This window comes from Nakamurella leprariae, from assembly GCF_016918035.1.
GTDB lineage: Bacteria > Actinomycetota > Actinomycetes > Mycobacteriales > Nakamurellaceae > Nakamurella > Nakamurella leprariae.
Map to the genome: position 1 here is coordinate 84312 of NZ_JAERWK010000015.1, position 18628 is coordinate 102939.

The window sequence follows — 18628 nt, forward strand, 5'->3', positions numbered from 1 at the left end:
GCCTACCTGCGGTCGTCCGGGGACCGATCCGGCCGCCGTTCGCCGACCACGTCGCCCAGGTACTGGGTCTCGGAGTCCTCGTTGTTCTGCTGCGCCTTGCGGTCGCTCGGAATCTCCTCCGGCAACTCCGGGAAGCGCTCGGACTCCTCGCGGTTCTGGGTGACCTGGCTGCGCAGGTACTGGGCCACCACCATGACGACGGCGACGGCAGGCACCGACAGGAACGCGCCGATGATGCCGAACAGGGTGCCGCCCAGGGACACGCTCCCCAGCACCACGGCCGCGTTGATCTTGAGCGTCCGGCTGACCAGCAACGGTTGCAGCACGTTGCCCTCGAGCTGCTGGACGAGCAGCACGATGCCCAGTGCGATGACCGCCGACCAGAAGCCCTGGGTGACCAGCGCGACCAGCACGGCGACGACGCCGGCCACGAAGGCGCCGACGATCGGGATGAAGCCGCCGAAGAAGGTCAGCACGGCGATCGGCAGGGCCAGCGGCACACCCAGGATCCACAGCCCGAGGCCGATGAAGATGCCGTCGACCGCGGCCACCGCCGCCTGCGACCAGATGTAGGCGCCCAGCGCCGACCAGACCCTGCCCGAGACCTCGGCGAAGTGGTCACCGGCCTCGCGGCCGATCCAGCGGCGCAGCCACGGCACGAACCGGGGCCCGTCCTTGAGCATGAAGAAGGCCAGCACCAGCGCGAGCACCAGGGTGATGAGGATGGAGCCGACGGTGGCCAGGCTGCTCAGCGCGGTGCCGGCCACCGTCTGGGTGTTGGCCTGCACCCACTGCACGCCCTGGTTGACCAGGTCGCCGAGCGCGTTGTCGTTCAGGTTGAACGGCGGTCCGGCCAGCCAGTCCTGCAGCGAGGACAGACCGGCGGAGAACTGGTTGGCCAGGTCCTGACCCTGGGCGGTGACCACCCGGGTGATCAGGGTGACCACCCCGGCCACGATGAGCAGCAGGCCGACCACGCCGATGAGCGCGGCGAGCGACGCGGGCAGCCAGCGCCGCAGGAACCGCACGGGCGGCCACAGCACGGTGGACAGCAGCAGGGCCAGGAACAGCGGCAGCAGGATCGACCAGAACTCGCCGATGAGCCAGGCCAGTACCCACAACCCGGCCGCGATGATGATCAGCCGGAGCGTCCAGGTCGACACGGCCGTGACGCCCCGGCCGAGCCGGTGCCGGGCGGCCGGATCGGCCTGCGGGACCTCCATGGCCTGGTCCTGCTTCCGGGCGCGGGGCCGGTCAGGAGTGGAACTGCCGCGTCGACCGAACATGAACGCCTTCCTGTCCGAGCCATCCGACGGTGCGGTGCACCGCCGATGACCGAGTGTGAACCGGTGACCACCCGGGCGGTGGCATCGGACGCTCGTGTGTTCCCCTGACCCCCACGTCCAACCAGCCGCCGGAGCGTTCGGTCCGACGACACCGCCCGTCCGGACGGGGTCACCGACCGGTTTGCGGGCTCACTGGTGGACGACTTACCGTACGGCCGCCCCGTGGTTCGACCCGAGCCCGGCGGCCTTCGCCGGCCCCGGCCGGTGTCTCGAGACCCGAGCAGGTCGCGCATGGTCACGAACGATCAGGACGACAGTCCGCTGGAACACTTCCTCGATCTGGTCGCGGAGTTGCACGACCCCGAGCTGGTCCGGCCCGAGCTGCTGCCCGAACGGCTCGCCGTGGCCACGGCCCGGGCCCTGCCGGTGGCGGGCGCCGGCCTCAGCCTGCATGGGGACGACCTGCGCATCCCGGTGGGGGCGAGCGACGAGTCGGCCGCGCTGGCCGAGCGGCTGCAGTTCACGCTCGGGTCCGGGCCGTGCCTGGAGGCGTACGCCCTCGGCGAGCCGTTGCTCGCCGCCGAGCCGGTCATCGCGAAGCACTGGCCGAAGTACCACCACGACCTGGTGGCCCGGACCGCGTTCCGGTCCGTCGCGTCGGTGCCGCTGCACGACGACCTGGTGCAGATCGGCGTGCTCGACCTGTTCGGGACCGGGGCGTCGCTGCACACCCTCGACCTGGCCGTGGTGAACACGGTCGCGGAGCAGATCTGCCGGCTGCTGGTCGACGCCGAGCTCAGCGCCGAGGTCGGCCGGTCGTCCCTGTGGCTGAGCAATCCGGCGGCCGCGGCCCGCAACCAGGTGGTGCAGGCGGCCGGGATCATCAACGTCGCGCTCGAGCTGACCGCGCCACGCGCGCTGTCCCTGCTGCGGGCCTACTCCTACCGCACGGAACGCCCGGTGGAGGCGACCGCGCAGCTGATCGTGGACGGTGTGCTGCTGCCGCGCCGGCTGCTCGCCTGACGGCCGCGCCGCCCGGCGGCGTCAGCTGGGTGGCGCGACCCGACCGTCCAGCGCCCAGGCCACCCGCCGGTCGCCGTCCCAGCGCCGGGCCGCCACCGCGGTGGCCGGGACGGATCCGAACCCGCCGACGAGCGGCAAGGCCAGACCGACCTGCTCCGGGCGGCACTGCCGGGCCAGCGTGACGTGCGCGGTCCAGTCGTCCGGGGCCAGGTGCCCGGCCGCCGGGACCCCGGCGTCGGCCAGCACGGCCGCGACCCGGGCGTGCACGGCGAGCAGGGCCGCGGACGGCACGACCAGGCGGGCGAGCACGCAGCGCGTCCCGCCGAAGACGACGACGCCGCCCAACGTGGCGGACACCGGCAGGTCGGCGACGGCGGCGGTCAGCGCCGCGGCCAGCGGCGATCCGGGCTCGTCGTCCAGGGCCGGGGCGACGGCCAGGGTGATGTGCGGGCGGTTGGTCGACCCGGTGTGCCGGGACTGGCTGGGCAGTCCGGCGGCGGCCAGCGTGTCCCACTGGGAGCGCACCCACGCGTCGGCGTCGTGGTCCAACAGCAACTCCACCGACTGCACCATCGGATCAGCCTGGCACGCGGGTCAGTCGGGCCGGTCGCCGCGGCGGCGCAGCGGGACCAGCGGCACCGCCGCCGCGGCCAGCAGCGCCGCGACCCCGAACCCGGCCGGATAGCCGGCCACGCCGACCAGCGCACCGATCGCCGGCGGGACCGCGGAGCCGGCCAGGAACTGGGCGGTGTTCTGGGCCCCCAGCGCCCGCCCGGCCCAGAACGGCCCGCCGATCTCGGCGACCGCGGTGAAGGCCAGCCCGTTCGGAGCCACCGTCACCACCGTGGCCAGCACCAGCACGACGACGGCCACCCCCCAGTCGAGGGCGTCGGTGACCGCGAGGGTGGCCATGACGACGGCGATGGCCACCGCGACGGTGCGCAGCGGTCGCATGCGGCTGTGCACCCGGTCCGACCAGATGCCGGCCGCCACCCGGCCGGCCGCGCCCAGCAGCTGGGTCACGGTGACCAGCACCCCGGCCGCAGCCGCGGACCAGGACCGCTCGGTGATCAGCCAGGTCAGCGTGAAGGTCCACACCACGAACTGGGGGACGACCAGCAGCACCGAGACGCCGTGGATGCGCCACAGCCGCCGGTCGGTGCGGTACGGATTGGCCGTCAGCTCCGGAGCGGCCTGGGCGCGGACCGGCCGCGGCGGGTCCAGCACCCACAGTGCGCAGCAGATCCCGGCGACGGCGGTCAGCACGGTGGGCACCAGCAGGGCCGCGCCGATGCCGTGCTCCTCGGCCAGGCCGGGGACGGTGAGCGCGGCCAGTCCCACGCCCAGCGGTTGTGCCATCTGCCGCAGTCCCATCACGGTGCCGCGCCGCTCGGCGGGGAACCAGCCGACCACGACCCGCCCGCTGGCCGCGTTCGCGCTGGCCGCGCCAGCCCCGCCCAGCAGCAGGAAGACGCTCAGCGGCACCAGGGATCCGGCGTCGGCGGTGAGCACGGCGCCCAGTCCGGCCGCGGCGGTGAGGATCCCGCCGAGGGCCAGCACCAGGCGTTCGCCGACGGCGTCGGCCAGCGCCCCCCAGGCGATCAGGGTGAACAGCACGCCGACCGTCGGCATGGCCACGACCACGCCGCCGGCGGCCAGCGACAGTCCGCGCTGCTCGTGCAGCGTCGGCAGCAGGAAGGCCACTCCGTTGGTGAAGACCGCGCCGGCGGCCTGGGTGCCCATGCCGAGCGCCAGCATCGACCACAGGCGCAGCGGCGGAAGATGCCCACGATCCGGCGTTCTCATCTGCTGCTCCCACATCTTGGGATCGGTGTCTCACTTGATGAACTGCTCAGGAGCATAGGCCGTGGGACGGGACCCGTCGGCCGCGCCCCGCCCGGCCGGGGCGCGCCTATCCTTAACGGCGCCATGACCGTCTCGCCCGGGGTGCCGGCTCCCGCCCAGGCCCCAGCCACGCCGCCCTCGTCCGGCGACGGCCGGAATTCCCGCACCCCGAGCGATCGCGGGCGGGGCCGCCTCGATCTCCCGTCCGACCTGGCCGCCCGCCTGGCCGCGGTGACGCTGCTCGACGAGCGCCGGCTCACCCAGCGCTGGCACCGGCTCGCCGGGGTGAGGCCGCCGGCCCGCCGGGACCTGCAGCGGCAGGAGTGGCTCACCCAGCTGCAGCGGGCCGAGGAGCGACTGGGTCGTCGCGCGGCCGCCGTCCCGGCCATCACGTTCCCGGACTCGCTGCCGGTGTCCCAGCGGGTCGACGACCTGGCCGCGGTCATCCGTGATCACCAGGTCGTGGTGGTGGCCGGCGAGACCGGGTCGGGCAAGTCGACCCAGCTGCCCAAGGTGTGCCTGCGGCTCGGCCGCGGCCGGCGGGGAATGATCGGGCACACCCAGCCCCGCCGCATCGCCGCCCGGGCGCTGGCCGAGCGCATCGCCGAGGAGACCGGCACCGAGCTGGGACAGGCCATCGGCTACAGCGTCCGGTTCAACGACCACACCGGTCCGCAGACCTCGGTCAAGCTGATGACCGACGGCATCCTGCTGGCCGAGATCGGTCGGGACGCCGACCTGCTCGGCTACGACACGATCATCCTGGACGAGGCCCACGAACGGAGCCTCAACATCGACTTCCTGCTCGGGTACCTGGTGCAGCTGCTGCCGCGCCGGCCCGACCTCAAGCTCATCATCACCTCGGCGACCATCGACCCGCAGCGGTTCGCCCGGCACTTCGCCGCCCCCGGCCGCGAGGTGCCGGTCATCGAGGTGTCGGGCCGCACGTTCCCGGTCGAGATCCGGTACCGGCCCTTCGGCCTCGACGCGCTCGGCGACCAGGACGGGGACGGGGACCCGGACGCCGTGTACGAGGCCGACCGCCGCACCGGTGCCACTGCCGGCGGGGCCGGGCCCGACGGCCCGGCCGACCAGACCCAGGCCATCTGCGACGCGCTGGACGAGCTGGCCCGCGAGGGCGACGGCGACGTCCTGGTCTTCCTGTCCGGCGAGCGGGAGATCACCGACACCGCGGACGCGGTGCGGGCGCACCTGGCCGGACGGCCGGGCGTGCACGAGGTGGTGCCGCTGTACGGGCGGCTGTCGGCCGCCGACCAGCACCGCGTGTTCAGTCCGCACAGCGGGCGGCGGATCGTGCTGTCCACCAACGTGGCCGAGACCTCGCTGACCGTCCCGGGCATCCGGTACGTCATCGATCCGGGCACCGCCCGGATCTCGCGGTACTCGCCGCGGACCAAGGTGCAGCGGCTGCCGATCGAGCCGGTGTCCCAGGCGTCGGCCGGGCAACGGGCCGGACGCTGCGGCCGCGTCGCCGACGGCGTGTGCATCCGGCTGTACAGCGAGGACGACTTCGTGGCGCGGCCGGAGTTCACCGACCCGGAGATCGTCCGGACCTCGCTGGCCTCGGTGATCCTGCAGATGGCGTCATTGCGCCTGGGCGACATCGAGTCGTTCCCGTTCATCGACCCGCCGGACCGCCGGCTGATCACCGACGGCATCACGGTGCTCACCGAGCTGAACGCGCTCGAACCCGGTCAGGGTGGCACCTTCCTCACTCCGACCGGTCGCGCGTTGGCCGCGCTGCCGGTGGACCCGCGGCTGGCCCGGATGATCGTCGAGGGCGACCGGCAGGGCTGCATCGCCGAGATCCTGGTCGTCGTCGCCGCCCTCACCGTGGTCGACGTCCGCGAGTACCCGCTGGAGGAACGGGACAAGGCGGTGGCCGCGCACTCCCGGTTCGTCGACCCCCGGTCCGACTTCCTGGCCGTCATCAACCTGTGGCAGTACTTGGCCGATCAGGGACGAGCGTTGTCCGGCAACGCGTTCCGCCGGATGTGCCGACGGGAGTACCTGCACTGGCTGCGCATCCGGGAGTGGCAGGACCTGCACGCCCAGCTCGAGCAGATCGCCCGCGGCCTCGGCATGGACACCACCGCGTCGGCCCGGACCAACGTCGGCCTCGTCCTCGAGCAGCCGCAGCAGCACGGTCGACCGGAGTCATCCGGAGCCGGGAACGGGGACGGCAGCCGGCGCGGACGCGGCCGGCGCCGCCGTCCCGCTGCCCAGGTGGTGGCCGCCGCACCCGAGCCTGCACCCCAGACCGCGCCCGCGGCGGCACCTGGGACCACCCAGCCCAGTCAGCCCGTCAAGGGCTCGTTGGCGGTCCCGGTCGACGTCGCCCGCGTGCACACCGCCGTGCTGGCCGGCCTGCTGAGCCACCTGGGCAGCCGTCCGGAGGCCAGCCGCGAGTACCAGGGCACCCGCGGCAGCAAGTGGATGATCTGGCCGGGCTCGGCGTTGTCCCGGTCCGGTCCGCCGCTGGCCGTCGCGGCCGAACTGGTGGAGACCAGCCGGCTCTGGGGCCGGGTGGTGGCCCGGATCGAACCGGAGTGGGCCGAGCAGGTCGGCGAGCACCTGCTGAAACGCTCGTACTCCGAGCCTCGGTGGAGCGCCAAGCGGGGCGCCACCGTGGCCACCGAGCGGGTCACCCTGCTCGGGGTGACGCTGTTCGCGGCGCGCACGGTGCAGTTCGACCGGATCGACCCGGAACTGTGCCGCGAGTTGTTCATCCGGCACGCGCTGGTCGAGCGGGACTGGCCGACCCGGCACGCGTTCGCGGCCGCCAACCGGCGGGCGGTCGACGAGGTCGCCGAGTGGGAGGACCGGCTGCGTCGTCGCGACCTGCTCGACGACGAGGTGCTGTTCGCCTGGTACGACCAGCGGATCCCGGCCGACATCACCGACGCCCGCCGGTTCGACCGCTGGTGGAAGACGCAGTCCCGCACGCAGCCGGGCCTGCTCACCTTCACCGCCGACCAGCTGGTCGCCGAGCTGCAGCGCCGGGACGCCGGCTTCCCGGACTCCGAGCTGGGTCGCGACGCGTTCCCGGACACGTTCGCGGCCGGCCCGGTCGAGCTGGACCTGGACTACACGTTCGACCCGGCCCGCAGCGACGACGGGGTCAGTGTCACCATCCCGCTGGCCGTGCTGTCCCGCGTCGACCCGGCCGCGTTCGGTCGGCAGATCCCCGGGTTGCGCCGGGACCTGACCGTGGCCCTGATCCGCTCGCTGCCCAAGCAGCTGCGGCGCAACTTCGTGCCGGTGCCGGACTTCGCCGCGGCGGCGCTGCAGCGGATCGACCAGGCGGGCGACGGGTCGTCCGGTCTGCCGGACCAGCTGGCGACCGCGCTCACCGCGCTCACCGGCGTCGTCGTCCGGGCCGCCGACTTCGACGTGGACAAGGTGCCCGACCACCTGCGGATGACGTTCAAGATCGTCAACGAGGCCGGGGAGGACGTCGCCGCGGGCAAGGACCTGGCATCGCTGCAGCACCGGCTGCGGGACGACACCCGCACCGCGGTGGCCAGTGCCGTGGCGCGGGACAGCCGCAGCCTGGAGCGGCCCGGGCAGACCACCTTCCCGCCCGAGGGGGTGCCGCGCCAGGTGACGACCACCGTCGCCGGCCAGTCGGTGACCGCGTACCCGGCGCTGCTGGACCGGGGGACGGTGGACGGTGCGCCGCGGGTCGACCTGGTCGTGCTCACCGACCCGGACGACCAGCGGCTGGCCCACCGCACCGGGACGGTGCGACTGCTCGGGGCCGGGCTGACGGTGCCGATCAGCTTCCTGCGGCAGGCGCTGAGCCGCACCGAGATGATGCTGCTGGCCACCAGCGGGCACGGCTCGACCACCGCGTTGGTGCAGGACGCCACCGTGGCCGTGGTCGACGCGCTGCTGGACTGGGCCGGCGGGCCACCCTGGACGGCGGCCGAGTTCGAAGCCCGCCGGGAGCGGATCGCCGGGCAGCTGAACCGGTCGGTGCTGGACGTGTTGCACGCCGCCGGGCAGGTGGTGCAGGCGGCCAACGCGGCCCGGGACCGGATCGACGGGATCCGCGGCACCGCGCTGACCCGGCAGGTCGCCGACCTGCAGGCCCGGCTGACCGAGCTGGTCGGCGGCGACTTCGTGGCCCGGACCGGTGCCGCGGGGCTGCCCGATCTGGTCCGGTACCTGCAGGCCCTGGAAGTGCGGGCGCAACGGCTGGCCGAGAACCCGGACCGGGACCGGCAGCGGATGGCCGAGATCGCCGAGCTGTCCGCCGCCGCCGACGAGGTCGTCGACGCCGTCTGGCACCGCCGCGGGCTGGCCGCGCTGGTCGACGGGCGGGCCGGATCCGGCGCCCGGGTCGGACCCGAGCTCGACCCGCGGGTGCGGGAGCTGCGGCGGCTGCTGGCCGAGTACCGGGTCGCGCTGTTCGCCCAGCCGATGCGGACCGCGGTGCCGGTGTCGGCCAAGCGCATCGGGGCGGCCGTGGCCGACCTCCGTGCCACGATGGGCCGGTGACCTCCTCGTCCACCCGCCGGTCGGGTCAGCCGTCCCGATCACGCCCCCGCCGGCCGGCCGGCGCCGAGCAGCCGCCGGTCCGGTTCGCCGGGCTGGTGCGGGGCGGAGCAACGTTCATGGCGCTGGTGGTCGGGGCCGCGGCGGTGGCCGCGCTGGTCGGGACGGCGGGCACCGCTGATCCGGCCGTGGTCGGCCTGGCCGCACCAGGCCCGCTGGTGGAGTTCGGCATCCCGGTGATGCGCACCCTGCTCGACGTGGCCGCGGTGGCGACCGCCGGGCTCGGATTGCTGTCCCGGTTCATCGGATTCGACGACCCGGACCGCGCCGAACCGGTGCTGCGTCGGGTGCGCCGGGTGGCGGTGTGGACGGCGGCGGCCTGGGCGGCCGCCGCCCTGACGAGCATCGTGCTGCTCACCGCCGAGCTGCAGCCCGGCTCGGTGCCCAGCCCGGCCGACGTGTGGCGGTACATCGGCAACATCCCGGCCGGCAAGGGACTGCTGCTGTCCGCGGCCTGCGCGCTGGCTTCGGTGTGGCTGGCCCGGCTGGCCGTCCGGCACGGCGAACGGGTGCCGGCCGAGCTGCGCACCGGGCTGGCCCTGTTCGGCCTGCTGCCGCTGCCGCTCACCGGGCACGCCAGCAACTGGCAGTACCACGACCTGTCGATGGTGCTGATGGAGCTGCACGTGGTCACGGCCAGCGCCTGGGCCGGGGGACTGGGCGCGGTCATCGTCTTCCTGGTGCGCCGGCCGGACCTGCTGGCCGTCGCGCTGCCGCGGTTCTCCCGGCTGGCGACCTGGTGCGTCGTCGCGGTCGGGGTGACCGGCCTGTTCACCGGCATCCTCGAGCTGGCGCTCTCACCGCTCACCGAGCTGCCGTCCTCGTTGTGGACGACGCGCTACGGCGTGCTCATCCTGGCCAAGACGCTGTGCATGGTCGTCGTCGCGGTCATCGCGGTGGTGGTGCGGACGCGCTTCCTGCCGCACATCGCGAACCGGCAGCGGACGGCGGTGGCGCTCTGGTGCGGCTGGGAGCTGATCGTGCTGGCTGTCGCGTTCGGGGTCGCCGTGGTGCTGACCCGCAGCTCGGTCACCCTGTACTGAGCAGGCGTGTGCGTGCTGCCCGGCGAGTCGGACGATCTCGACCGGGCACCTGCCTTCGGCCTCGAGTCCGTCGCAACGGGTGGCCAGGGACCGCCTTCGCCAGGCGCTGCCGGGCCGCTACCGGGACACATCGCTCTCGATCGCCTGCCGGTGATCACGGAACGGCCCGCCCGCTGACCACCCATGGTGGTTCCGAACGACTCGATCCGAGCCCCACTGGCCATCCGAGAGCACCGCAACCCGCGACATCAGGCCTCGATCCCCGTCCCGCGCCGCGGTCATCGAGCGAACGCCCTAGGAGTCGATGAAGCGGGTGTAGACGTCTGCCACCTCAGTGGCGGAGTCGGCGAGATGTGACGCCATCCTCCGCTCCGCCAATGTGGCGTTCCCGTCGGTGATCGCAGCGAGGATCCGTCGGTGCGCGCGCTGGGTCGACGGCAGCACGACGTCGAAGTCCGTGCGGTCCAACGGCTCGAACATCGCCATCCGCGTCGTCTCGATGGCGTCCAACAGCAGCGGAAGGTCGGCCATCTGCGCGATCGTGAGGTGGAACGCTGAATCCAGACTTCGGAAGGTGGCGACGTCCTCAGCCGTGTCGAGACCGCGGACGGCGCCTTCGAGCTCACCCAAGCCCTCGTCGGTCGGGCGTTCCGCGGCCCGGCGAGCCGCGAGTGGTTCGATGCGAGCCCGGAACTCGAGCAGTCCCTGCAGCTCGGACCAGCGCAGCGCGGGCGGGGTCCGGGCGTCCGGGGCCGCCGGAGCCTTGACGATCGAGCCTCCGTTGACGCCACGGCGCACCTCGATCAGGCCCTCGCCCTCGAGGACCCGGAGCGCCTCACGCAGGGTGACCCGCGAAACGCCCAGGCGTTCGGCATGCTCGCGCTCCGGTGGGAACCGCTCACCGGGCGAGACCCGGCTCAGCATGATGTCCCGGCGAAGTCGTTCCAGCACCACCGAATAGGCAGCCGGAACGCGCACCTGGTGATCGGCCATGACCACGATCCTATCCGGCGTCGGTGCGCCATACCCAAAGACGGTCCTTTGGACTAATCTGCGATCCATTATGACACTTTCGACGAGACATCACGTCCGGAGCCGACCAGTCATCGGCCTGACGGGACGGCGTACCTCCGCTGCCCGCCTGGGAGCACCGCCCGGTTTCTGGGACGCCCAAGCGGACGCCTACTACAGCGAGTACGCGCGCAGCGTGGCGCACGCCGGTGGGCTTCCGTTCCACATCTCGCTGGATGCCGCAGCGACAGACGTCGGCGACGTGATCGACGCGTTGGTGCTGACCGGTGGGGACGACGTGGAACCGTCCCGGTACGGGAGCACGATCGGTCCCAGATCGACGGCCGTCGACCCAGACCGCGACGCGTTCGAGATCGCCCTGTTCGAGGCCGTCCTGCGGGCTGGCAAGCCGATCCTCGGCATCTGCCGTGGGAGCCAGCTGATCAACGTGGCGCTGGGCGGCACCTTGGTGTCGGACCTGCCCCTCGGTGAGGGAGCCTCCCACGCGTCGTACGCCTTCCCGAGGGCGCACCGTCGCCATGCAGTGCGGTTCGAGGTCGGCAGTAGGGCGCACGAGATGTACGGAGATCTGACGAGCGTCAACTCGTTCCACCACCAAGCGGTGGACCGAGTCGGTTCTGGACTGACCGTGACCGGACGAGCCGAGGACGGGGTCGTCGAGGCCATCGAGATGCACGACGCACCGGTGCTCGGGGTCCAGTGGCATCCCGAGTGCTTCGCCTCCGACCCGGTGTTCGACTGGTTGGTCCACGCCGCCAGGAGTGACGTGGCCGCGGCGGGGTGACGCGCAGATGAGGCGTACGCCCCGGCCTCAGGCCCGGGGCGTACGCCTCATCGGTGTCCCGCCGTCAGGCGCCGCGGTCGATGCTGCGGAGGCGACTCACGCCCGCCATCCGCTCCTCGGCCAGACGATCGGCGGTCGCTGCGGTCGTGAGGCCGGTGGATGCGGCGGTCTCCAGGACTCGCAGTGTGGTGTCGAAGATCCCGGTGGCGCGGACCTTCGCGCGCTCGAAGTCGAATCCGTGCACCTCGTCGGCGATCTGGATCACTCCGCCGGCGTTGACACAGTAGTCAGGGGCGTAGAGCACTCCCTTGGACGCGATCTCCTGGTCGATCCCCGGCTCCGCCAGCTGGTTGTTGGCTCCTCCGCAGATGATCTCGGCGTTGAGCGCAGCCAGCGAGGAGCGATCGATGGCGCCGCCCATGGCACACGGTGAGTAGATGTCCATGTCGACGCTCTGCAGTTCATCGGTGGATCCGACGACGGTGATGTGCGGGTATCGGCCCGCCAGGGCGTCGATCGCCGCCTGGCTGGGATCGGTGATGGTGACGACTGCGTCCGCCTCGACCAGCAGTTCGGTCAGGCGCGAGCCGACCTTCCCGGCGCCCGCGATCGCGACCCGCTTGCCGCTCAGTGAGGTGCTGCCCCAGCGGTGCGCAGCGGCCGCCCGCATGCCCTGGAACACTCCCCACGCGGTCAGGATCGACGAGTCACCGGCTCCGCCCTGAGCGACGGTCCGGCCGGTCACGTAGGGCGTCTCGCGGGCCACCACGTCCATGTCAGGGCTGAACGTGCCGACATCGCAGGCGGTGAGGTAGCGCCCGCTGAGTCCGTGGATGAAGCGGCCGTAGGCCCGCAGCACGATCTCGGACTTGTGCTTGTCGGGATCTCCGATGATGACCGCCTTCCCCCCGCCGTGATCGAGCCCCGCCAGGGAGTTCTTGTAGGCCATCGCCTTGGACAGGCGCAACGCGTCGTCGAGGGCGTCCTGCGATGAGCTGTAGGGGTAGAAGCGGGTTCCGCCCATCGCCGGCCCGAGGGCCGTGGAGTACAGCGAGATGATGGCCTTGAGGCCGGATGCCTCGTCGTGACAGAACACCACCTGTTCGTGGTCGCTGCTGAAGATGTCGTTGATCATGGCTCTTGCCTTCGTGTGAGGGGGTCCGGTTCGCGGATGCGCGACTCAGATCACCGGGTCGAGCAGGTCTGCACCGACAACCTGCTTGCCGGCGAAGAACTCCAGGACGTCACGGTCGCCGTGCCCGCCCAGGCCGCTGGTACCGAAGAAGCTCTGGGCCGAGTCGGCGGCCATGTCCAGCAGACTCGTTCCGTTGAGCTTGACTTCACCGGCGACGATCTGGGCGCCGACCGCCATCCCGCGCTCCTCATCGCCGGTGAAGACGTACCCGGCGAGGCCACCGCCGAGCCCGTTCGCCCGGGTCACGGCCTGGGCATCGTCAAGCACGGGACTGATCGCCAGGACCGGGCCGAAGATCTCGCCGGGAAGGGGGATGTCGTCGCCGACGAGCAGCGTCGGCGAGAGGAACCAGCCGTGCTCGGGCGACGGGAGCGGGGCTAGGTGGCCGGCTCCCGCGGTGACCATCTGCTGGATCTGGCCCTCCAGCACGGCTCGGCGGTCGGCGAACGCCAGCGGTCCGAAGGTCACCTCCGGGTGGGTGCTCGGTCCCAGGCGGAGCTGCTCGATCTCGGCCACCACTGCCTCGACCAGAGCCGGCACGAGACGGTGATGGGCGTGGACGACGCGCGGCGCCTCGCACCACTGCCCGTTCAGTTTGGTGAAACCGGAGGCCAGCGCGCGTGCAGTGACCGCCAGGTCGGCGTCCGCGAGGACCAGCGCCGGGTTGTTGGAACCCAGCTCCAGGCGCAGCCGGGTGAGGTTGCCACCGGCGCGCGAAGCCACCCGGCGACCCGTCTCCGTGGACCCGGTCATCGAGATGGCTCGGATGCGCGAGTCGCCCGCGACGAGCGCGCCGACATGGGCGTCGCCGTGGATCAGCCCGAAGACCCCGTCCGGCACTCCGGCGGCCGCGAGCGCTGCGGCGATGAGCTCAGCACTCCAGGGTGACTCGGGCGATGGCTTGGCCACGACCGGCGCGCCGGCGATCAAGGCGTAGGTCAGGTTCTTGACCAGGACGGCGGCGGGCGCGTTCCAGGGGAGGAGCAGCGCGGTCGGACCCCAGGGCACGCGTCGCAGCTGCACGCTCCTGCCATCGGCCTCGAGCCACCTGGCGGCGGCCTGCTGTTGCGCGAGCTGCACTGCCCGGCGAACAGTTCCGGGCAGGCTCTGGGCGAACAGCCGGGTGAACCGCACGGGGACGCCGCTGTTGATCGCGTCCAGTGCTGCGATGTCGTCGGCCGCCTGCTCGAGCTGCGTGGCGAAGGCCGCGAGGACGGCAGCTCGTTCCGCCAGGTCGGCCCGCGCCCAGAGTCCAGATCGATGGGTCCTGACGGCCGCGGCGATCGCTGCGTCGACCTGGCCGTCACTGGAGAACGAGTACGTCTGGAGCAGGTCACCGGTGTTGGGGTCGAACAGGTCGCGGCGCAAGGTCGGTGCGGCGTTCGGGGTCGGCGCGCCGGCGATCCAGGTACGCGGAACGGGGGGTTGCATCGTGGTGCCTCAGATCCTGTCGAAGTAGCGGTCGAGATCCCAGTCGCCGGTGTGGGACATGAAGGTGCGCCACTCGTGCTCGGCCAGGATGGCCATGTGATGGCGTTGTTCCTCGCCGATGATGCGGGCGACGAAGTCCGCGTCGCGGAACAGGGCTGCGGCTTCGGCCAGGTTCGCCGGGAAGGTGGGATCCACCGGTGCCTCGTACCCGTTGCCCGTCGTCATGGGAGGCGGGGCGACGTCGTTGGCGATCCCGTCTCGCGCTGAGGCGATGAGCCCGGCCAACGTCAGGTACGGGTTCGTGTCGGCCCCGGGGAGACGGAACTCCAGGCGAAGGTCCTGCGGCTGCCGCCCGACGACGCGCAGCGACGTCGTGCGGTTGTCCAGCCCCCAGGTGGTGCCCCAACCGGAGACGTCCCCCGAGTTCACCCGCCGGAAGGCGTTGACCGTGGGGGCGTACCAGGTCATGAACGCGGGCGCATGGTGAAGGACCCCGCCGATCGCGCCGCGCATGATGTCGCTGAGACGGTGCTCCGCGGTCGGATCCCAGAAGCTGGGCGTGCCGTGACGATCCACCACGGACAGGTGGACGTGACATGAGGACCCTGGTTGGCCTTGGTTGAGCGGCTTGGCCATGAAGGTGGCCGACATGCCCGCGGCCGCGGCGCTGTCTCGGACCGCCAGCTTGTACAGGGCGTGTCGGTCAGCCATCTCCAGTGGCTCGCCGTACCGGAAGGTCATCTCCCACTGGCCGGAGCCCCACTCACTCTGGGCCGCTTCCATCTCGATCCGGGAGTCGCGCAGGTCCTGGCGCAGCTTGCGGAAGAACGGCTCGTAGTGGTTGCCCTCGTGGATCATGTAGTCCGAGGGACTCAGGGTGGTCGGCTCCAGGCCACGGAACCCGGCCTGCCGCAGTGCCCGTGGCTCGTTGCGGAAGAGGTAGAACTCCAGCTCCGTGCCCGTCTTGGCCGCGAAGCCGGCGTCGGTCAGGTCGGCGATCTGACGCTTGAGGATCTCGCGCGGTGAGATCGCCAGGGGTTCCCCGGTCTCCTTGTCCACGGCATCGGCGAAGCAGATCGCGATTCCGTCGAGCCAGGCTGCTCGGCGCAGCGTCGACAGGTCCGGGCGCAGCGTGAAGTCGGGGATCCCGTTGTGCACTCCGCAGACCTTGAAGACATTCGCCTCCACCAGGTCCAGGCTCTGCGTGAGATCCCAGGCGTAGATGCAGGTGCAGACGTCAACGCCCCCCTCCACCACACGATCGAAGCCTTCGATCGGGATCCGACGGCCGACCAGGCGACCCTGCAGGTCCGGGGTGGCGACGATCACGGTGTGGATGTCGTCGGTCAGGCCGGCATCGGCCAGGATCTGGGCGCTCATCGGGTCAGCCACCCGCCGTCGACGGGCAGCTGGACGCCGTCGATGAAGGACGCTTCATCGGACAGGAGGAAGGAGACCGCCTTGGCGACGTCCTCGGGTTGACCGACCCGGGGAATCAGCAGGCGTTGTCTCATGAACGCCAGACCCGCCTCGGAGGTGACCGTCTCCAGATCGAAGAAGTTGGTGGCGATGGGGCCGGGGGCGACGCAGTTCACCCGGATGCCGTCGCCGGCGAGTTCCACCGCCAAGGCCTTGGTCAGCATCGGGACGCCGCCCTTGCTGGCGTTGTAGTGCGGCTGCGAGGTCGCACCCGAGGTGACCACGACCAGTGCTTCGATCGTGGAGAGGTTCACGATGGCCCCACCGCCGCTGCGGGCCATGGCCTTGCCGACGGCTCGGGCGACGAGGAACTGACCCTTGAGGTTGACGTCGACGACCAGATCCCAGGCCTCTTCGGTGAGGGTGGCCAGCGAGTGGCTGGTCACCACGCCGGCGTTGTTGGCCAGCAGATGGATCCCGCCGAACGTCGCCTCCGCCCGGGCGACAGCGGCGTCGATCTGCTCCGCGCTCCGGACGTCGAGCGGAGCGGCGATGGCCTCGCCACCGTTCGCGGCGATGGCCTCGGCGACGGTCGTGGCGGCGGTCTCGTCGACGTCCGTGACGACGATGCGGGCCCCTTCGGCTGCCAGGTGCTCGACGATCGACCGGCCGATACCGGCGCCGGCGCCGGTGACGAACGCGACCTTGCCCTCATGACGGCGCTTCACGCTGTGGTTCCTTCCATGGTGTCGATCTCGGCGAACCGCCGGACGACGTTCTCTGTCATTCGCGAAATGCCGTTGTTCGAGTTGTTCTCGAGCAAGGCACCTGAGTAGGCGATGGACCCGGCGGCGAAAACCGCTCCTCCCTGCGAGGTCTCGAAGTAGACGATGTCGGAGTGCACCTCTGGGTCGACGTCCCCGCCGTGCTGGCCGTCGAGGATGAAGGCGACTTCCGAGGCGTCCCGTTGGTAGGTGCGACCGTGGTCGCGCGAGGCCGCCAGGATGATTGCGTTGGCGGGTGTGCCCAGGACCGGATCCGCCCGGTCGAGTTCATCGCCGGCTGCGCCGCCCATCACTCGCCCGTAGTTGCCGAGGGGCTCCTCGTCCACGCCTTCGAAGATCCAGGCGAGCTCGGGCGCGAACGATGCGTCCGTCCGCCAGTACGGCTGTGATCCACCCCAGCCCTGCGCCGCCATCCCGATGCCCACCAGGCGCTGCGGCTCACGGCCGCGGTGCCGCCAGGCTCCGCCGAGCAGCCCGGTCGACACCAGGTGCGTCTCGCCCGGTCGGGACTTCCACGCCGTGATGCCGGCGAAGCCCCGACGGACCTCCACGACCAAGGGGGACTCGGAGACGACCCCGGTCACCCAGTAGAAGCCGTTGCCGCCGATGTACACCATGCGGCCGCCCGAGTCGCGGTACTGCTCGAGCGCGTCCAGCATCTCGCTGGAGTAGTACTCGGGATGCGCCCCGGTCACGACCACCTTCCACCCGCGCAGATAGTCGGTGCCGAGCTTGTGCAACTCGAAGTCGGTGATCACGTCGAACTCGATGCCGACGCTGGCCAGCCACTCCAGCAGGTACATCTCGGCCGAGAAGCCGCGGCCGCTGTCGCTGAGCCACATGCGGTAGTCGTGCCGGGTGTTGACGATGGGGCGTGCTGCGCTGGAGTACACGACCCCGTGTCCGTCGGGGTGTGTGTCGTACTGCGAGAGCCCGAAGGTGCCGTTGCCGACGTGCGCGAGGTCGGCCTCGCCGGGTTCAGTCGTGAAGTGCCCGGTCACCGAGGGCGCCATGCCTTCGAACAGGGATTCGTTGGCGTAGGACAGGTAGGTGAAGGTCGGCACCACCACCACGACCGGCTTGCGGGTGTCCCCCGGGGCCGGCGCCACCACGAACGGGACGAAGTCCACTGCGTGCTCGGTGGCGATCCGGAGGGCGTAGGCCCCGGAGGGCAGGTCGGCGGGGAGCGCCCCGGTGAGGGTCTCCGTCCAGCCGGAGTCCGACAGGTCGGTCTCGTGGAAGTGCGCGGCCGAGTACTCCGTGGGCGCCTCGATGAAGCGAGTGGTCCGCCGCTGCCAGTTCGGTCCGGGGACCCCACGGGTCGGCAGGTTGTAGAGCTGGCCGGAGGTGCCACCGGCGATGTTCGTGGCGACGCCGTCCTCGCCCGACGCAGGGAACAGGTCCCAGGCGCCCAGCAGTTCGACCTCGGAGTCCGCCGGGTCGAGGGTGCGTTGCCTGGCCAGTGTCCGCAGCTGTTGCGGACTCAGGACACCGTCGGCCACGAACGGCCAGCTGATCGTGGCGGTGAGATTGGCAGTGGCGCGCCCGTGGGCCGTGGGGCCGGTGCCGTGGGTCACGATCGGGAACGCCCCGGCGACCACCACCTGGTCGCCGATGGAGACGCTGCCTGCCAGGTGGCCGCTGGCCGAGCTGGACTCCACCCCGCCTTCGACCGCGATGGCATGGACCTGGGTGCGGTCGTCGTCGACGATGCCGACGAGGAGGTACCACGCATTCGGCTCGAGCGGCTCGGGGCTGGAGAGGGTTCCCGCGGGATCGTGGGTCTTGAGCACCACCCGGGAGTCCTCGACGCCGAGGGTGACGAGCCGCTGTTCGTCCCCCACCGTCACGATGGACTGCGGCGTCGAGCCGACCTGGCCGTCGAAGCGCACGAAGGCGCCGATGGTGAGTCGGGCGCCGGGCGCTGTGCGGAGGGTGCCGGTCATGAAGCCGCCGAAGTGACCGTCCTGGCCGTCGACGGTGAGGGTGGTCGCGTCGGGCCAGGTGATCTCGGTGGTCTGTCCTTCCCGCCCGGGCGAGTCCAGGGCTGTGTCCAGGTGCACCAGGGCGATGCTTGCCTGGGCTCGGGTCGGACTCGAGACGTACACGCGGATCGGATCGCCCGGGAAGTACGACAGTCGGTCGGTGTACGAGGTCAAGATCGAGGGAATCATCGAGGCTCCTGACGAGATGGGGGACGGGTC

Annotated in this window: 13 protein-coding genes; 4 read left to right on the forward strand and 9 right to left on the reverse strand. The window is 71.7% G+C overall.

From position 1 onward, the window contains the following. Positions 1 to 2: 2 nt before the first annotated feature. Positions 3 to 1223 (reverse strand): AI-2E family transporter, encoded by a 1221-nt coding sequence (locus tag JL106_RS11720; protein WP_236007501.1) that lies wholly within the window; start codon positions 1221 to 1223, stop codon positions 3 to 5. A gap of 354 nt (positions 1224 to 1577) precedes the next feature. On the opposite strand from JL106_RS11720, the gene JL106_RS11725 reads away from it, so the two are divergent. Beyond that, positions 1578 to 2309, forward strand: coding sequence for a GAF and ANTAR domain-containing protein (locus JL106_RS11725; protein WP_205260907.1), 732 nt, complete (start codon positions 1578 to 1580; stop codon positions 2307 to 2309). 21 nt (positions 2310 to 2330) lie between these two features. Here JL106_RS11725 and JL106_RS11730 read toward each other — a convergent pair whose 3' ends face one another. Then, positions 2331 to 2882: a 2'-5' RNA ligase family protein gene (locus JL106_RS11730; RefSeq protein ID WP_205260908.1), complete on the reverse strand. Its 552-nt coding sequence runs from the start codon at positions 2880 to 2882 to the stop codon at positions 2331 to 2333. A gap of 21 nt (positions 2883 to 2903) precedes the next feature. Then, positions 2904 to 4115, reverse strand: coding sequence for an MFS transporter (locus JL106_RS11735; protein WP_205260909.1), 1212 nt, complete (start codon positions 4113 to 4115; stop codon positions 2904 to 2906). Between the two features lie 123 nt (positions 4116 to 4238). Between JL106_RS11735 and hrpA the strand changes: the two genes are divergently transcribed. Continuing rightward, positions 4239 to 8678, forward strand: coding sequence for an ATP-dependent RNA helicase HrpA (gene hrpA, locus JL106_RS20985; RefSeq protein ID WP_236007502.1), 4440 nt, complete (start codon positions 4239 to 4241; stop codon positions 8676 to 8678). Continuing rightward, positions 8675 to 9778, forward strand: a complete 1104-nt coding sequence (locus JL106_RS22055; RefSeq protein WP_205260910.1) for a copper resistance D family protein — start codon at positions 8675 to 8677, stop codon at positions 9776 to 9778. The genes hrpA and JL106_RS22055 overlap by 4 nt, the downstream gene beginning before the upstream one ends. Before the next feature lie 294 nt (positions 9779 to 10072). On the opposite strand, the gene JL106_RS11750 is transcribed toward JL106_RS22055, so the two are convergent. Then, complete coding sequence (locus tag JL106_RS11750) at positions 10073 to 10771, reverse strand: FadR/GntR family transcriptional regulator (protein ID WP_205260911.1); 699 nt, start codon at positions 10769 to 10771, stop codon at positions 10073 to 10075. A gap of 70 nt (positions 10772 to 10841) precedes the next feature. Here JL106_RS11750 and JL106_RS11755 point away from each other — a divergent pair, with 70 nt between their 5' ends. Then, a complete protein-coding gene (locus tag JL106_RS11755; protein ID WP_205260912.1) occupies positions 10842 to 11594 on the forward strand; it encodes a gamma-glutamyl-gamma-aminobutyrate hydrolase family protein in 753 nt (250 codons plus the stop codon). A 64-nt stretch (positions 11595 to 11658) separates the two neighbouring features. Here the strand turns inward: JL106_RS11755 and JL106_RS11760 are convergent, their stop codons facing one another. Genes JL106_RS11760 through JL106_RS11780 form a run of 5 tightly spaced genes read right to left on the reverse strand, consistent with a single transcriptional unit; the run spans position 11659 to position 18598 of the window. Next, entirely contained in the window at positions 11659 to 12729 is a 1071-nt protein-coding gene (locus JL106_RS11760) for a Glu/Leu/Phe/Val dehydrogenase (protein ID WP_205260913.1), read from the reverse strand. A 45-nt stretch (positions 12730 to 12774) separates the two neighbouring features. Then, positions 12775 to 14220 carry an aldehyde dehydrogenase family protein gene (locus JL106_RS11765; protein ID WP_205260914.1) on the reverse strand — a complete coding sequence of 482 codons (1446 nt, stop codon included), beginning with the start codon at positions 14218 to 14220 and terminating at the stop codon, positions 12775 to 12777. Positions 14221 to 14229: 9 nt separating this feature from the next. Next, the gene (locus tag JL106_RS11770; RefSeq protein WP_205260915.1) at positions 14230 to 15600 is read right to left on the reverse strand and encodes a glutamine synthetase family protein; all 1371 of its coding nucleotides are present in this window, start codon (positions 15598 to 15600) and stop codon (positions 14230 to 14232) included. After that, entirely contained in the window at positions 15597 to 16367 is a 771-nt protein-coding gene (locus tag JL106_RS11775; RefSeq protein ID WP_205260916.1) for an SDR family NAD(P)-dependent oxidoreductase, read from the reverse strand. The genes JL106_RS11770 and JL106_RS11775 overlap by 4 nt, the downstream gene beginning before the upstream one ends. Continuing rightward, on the reverse strand, positions 16364 to 18598 hold the full coding sequence (locus tag JL106_RS11780; RefSeq protein WP_205260917.1) for a N,N-dimethylformamidase beta subunit family domain-containing protein: 2235 nt from the start codon (positions 18596 to 18598) through the stop codon (positions 16364 to 16366). The genes JL106_RS11775 and JL106_RS11780 overlap by 4 nt, the downstream gene beginning before the upstream one ends. Positions 18599 to 18628 lie beyond the last annotated feature (30 nt).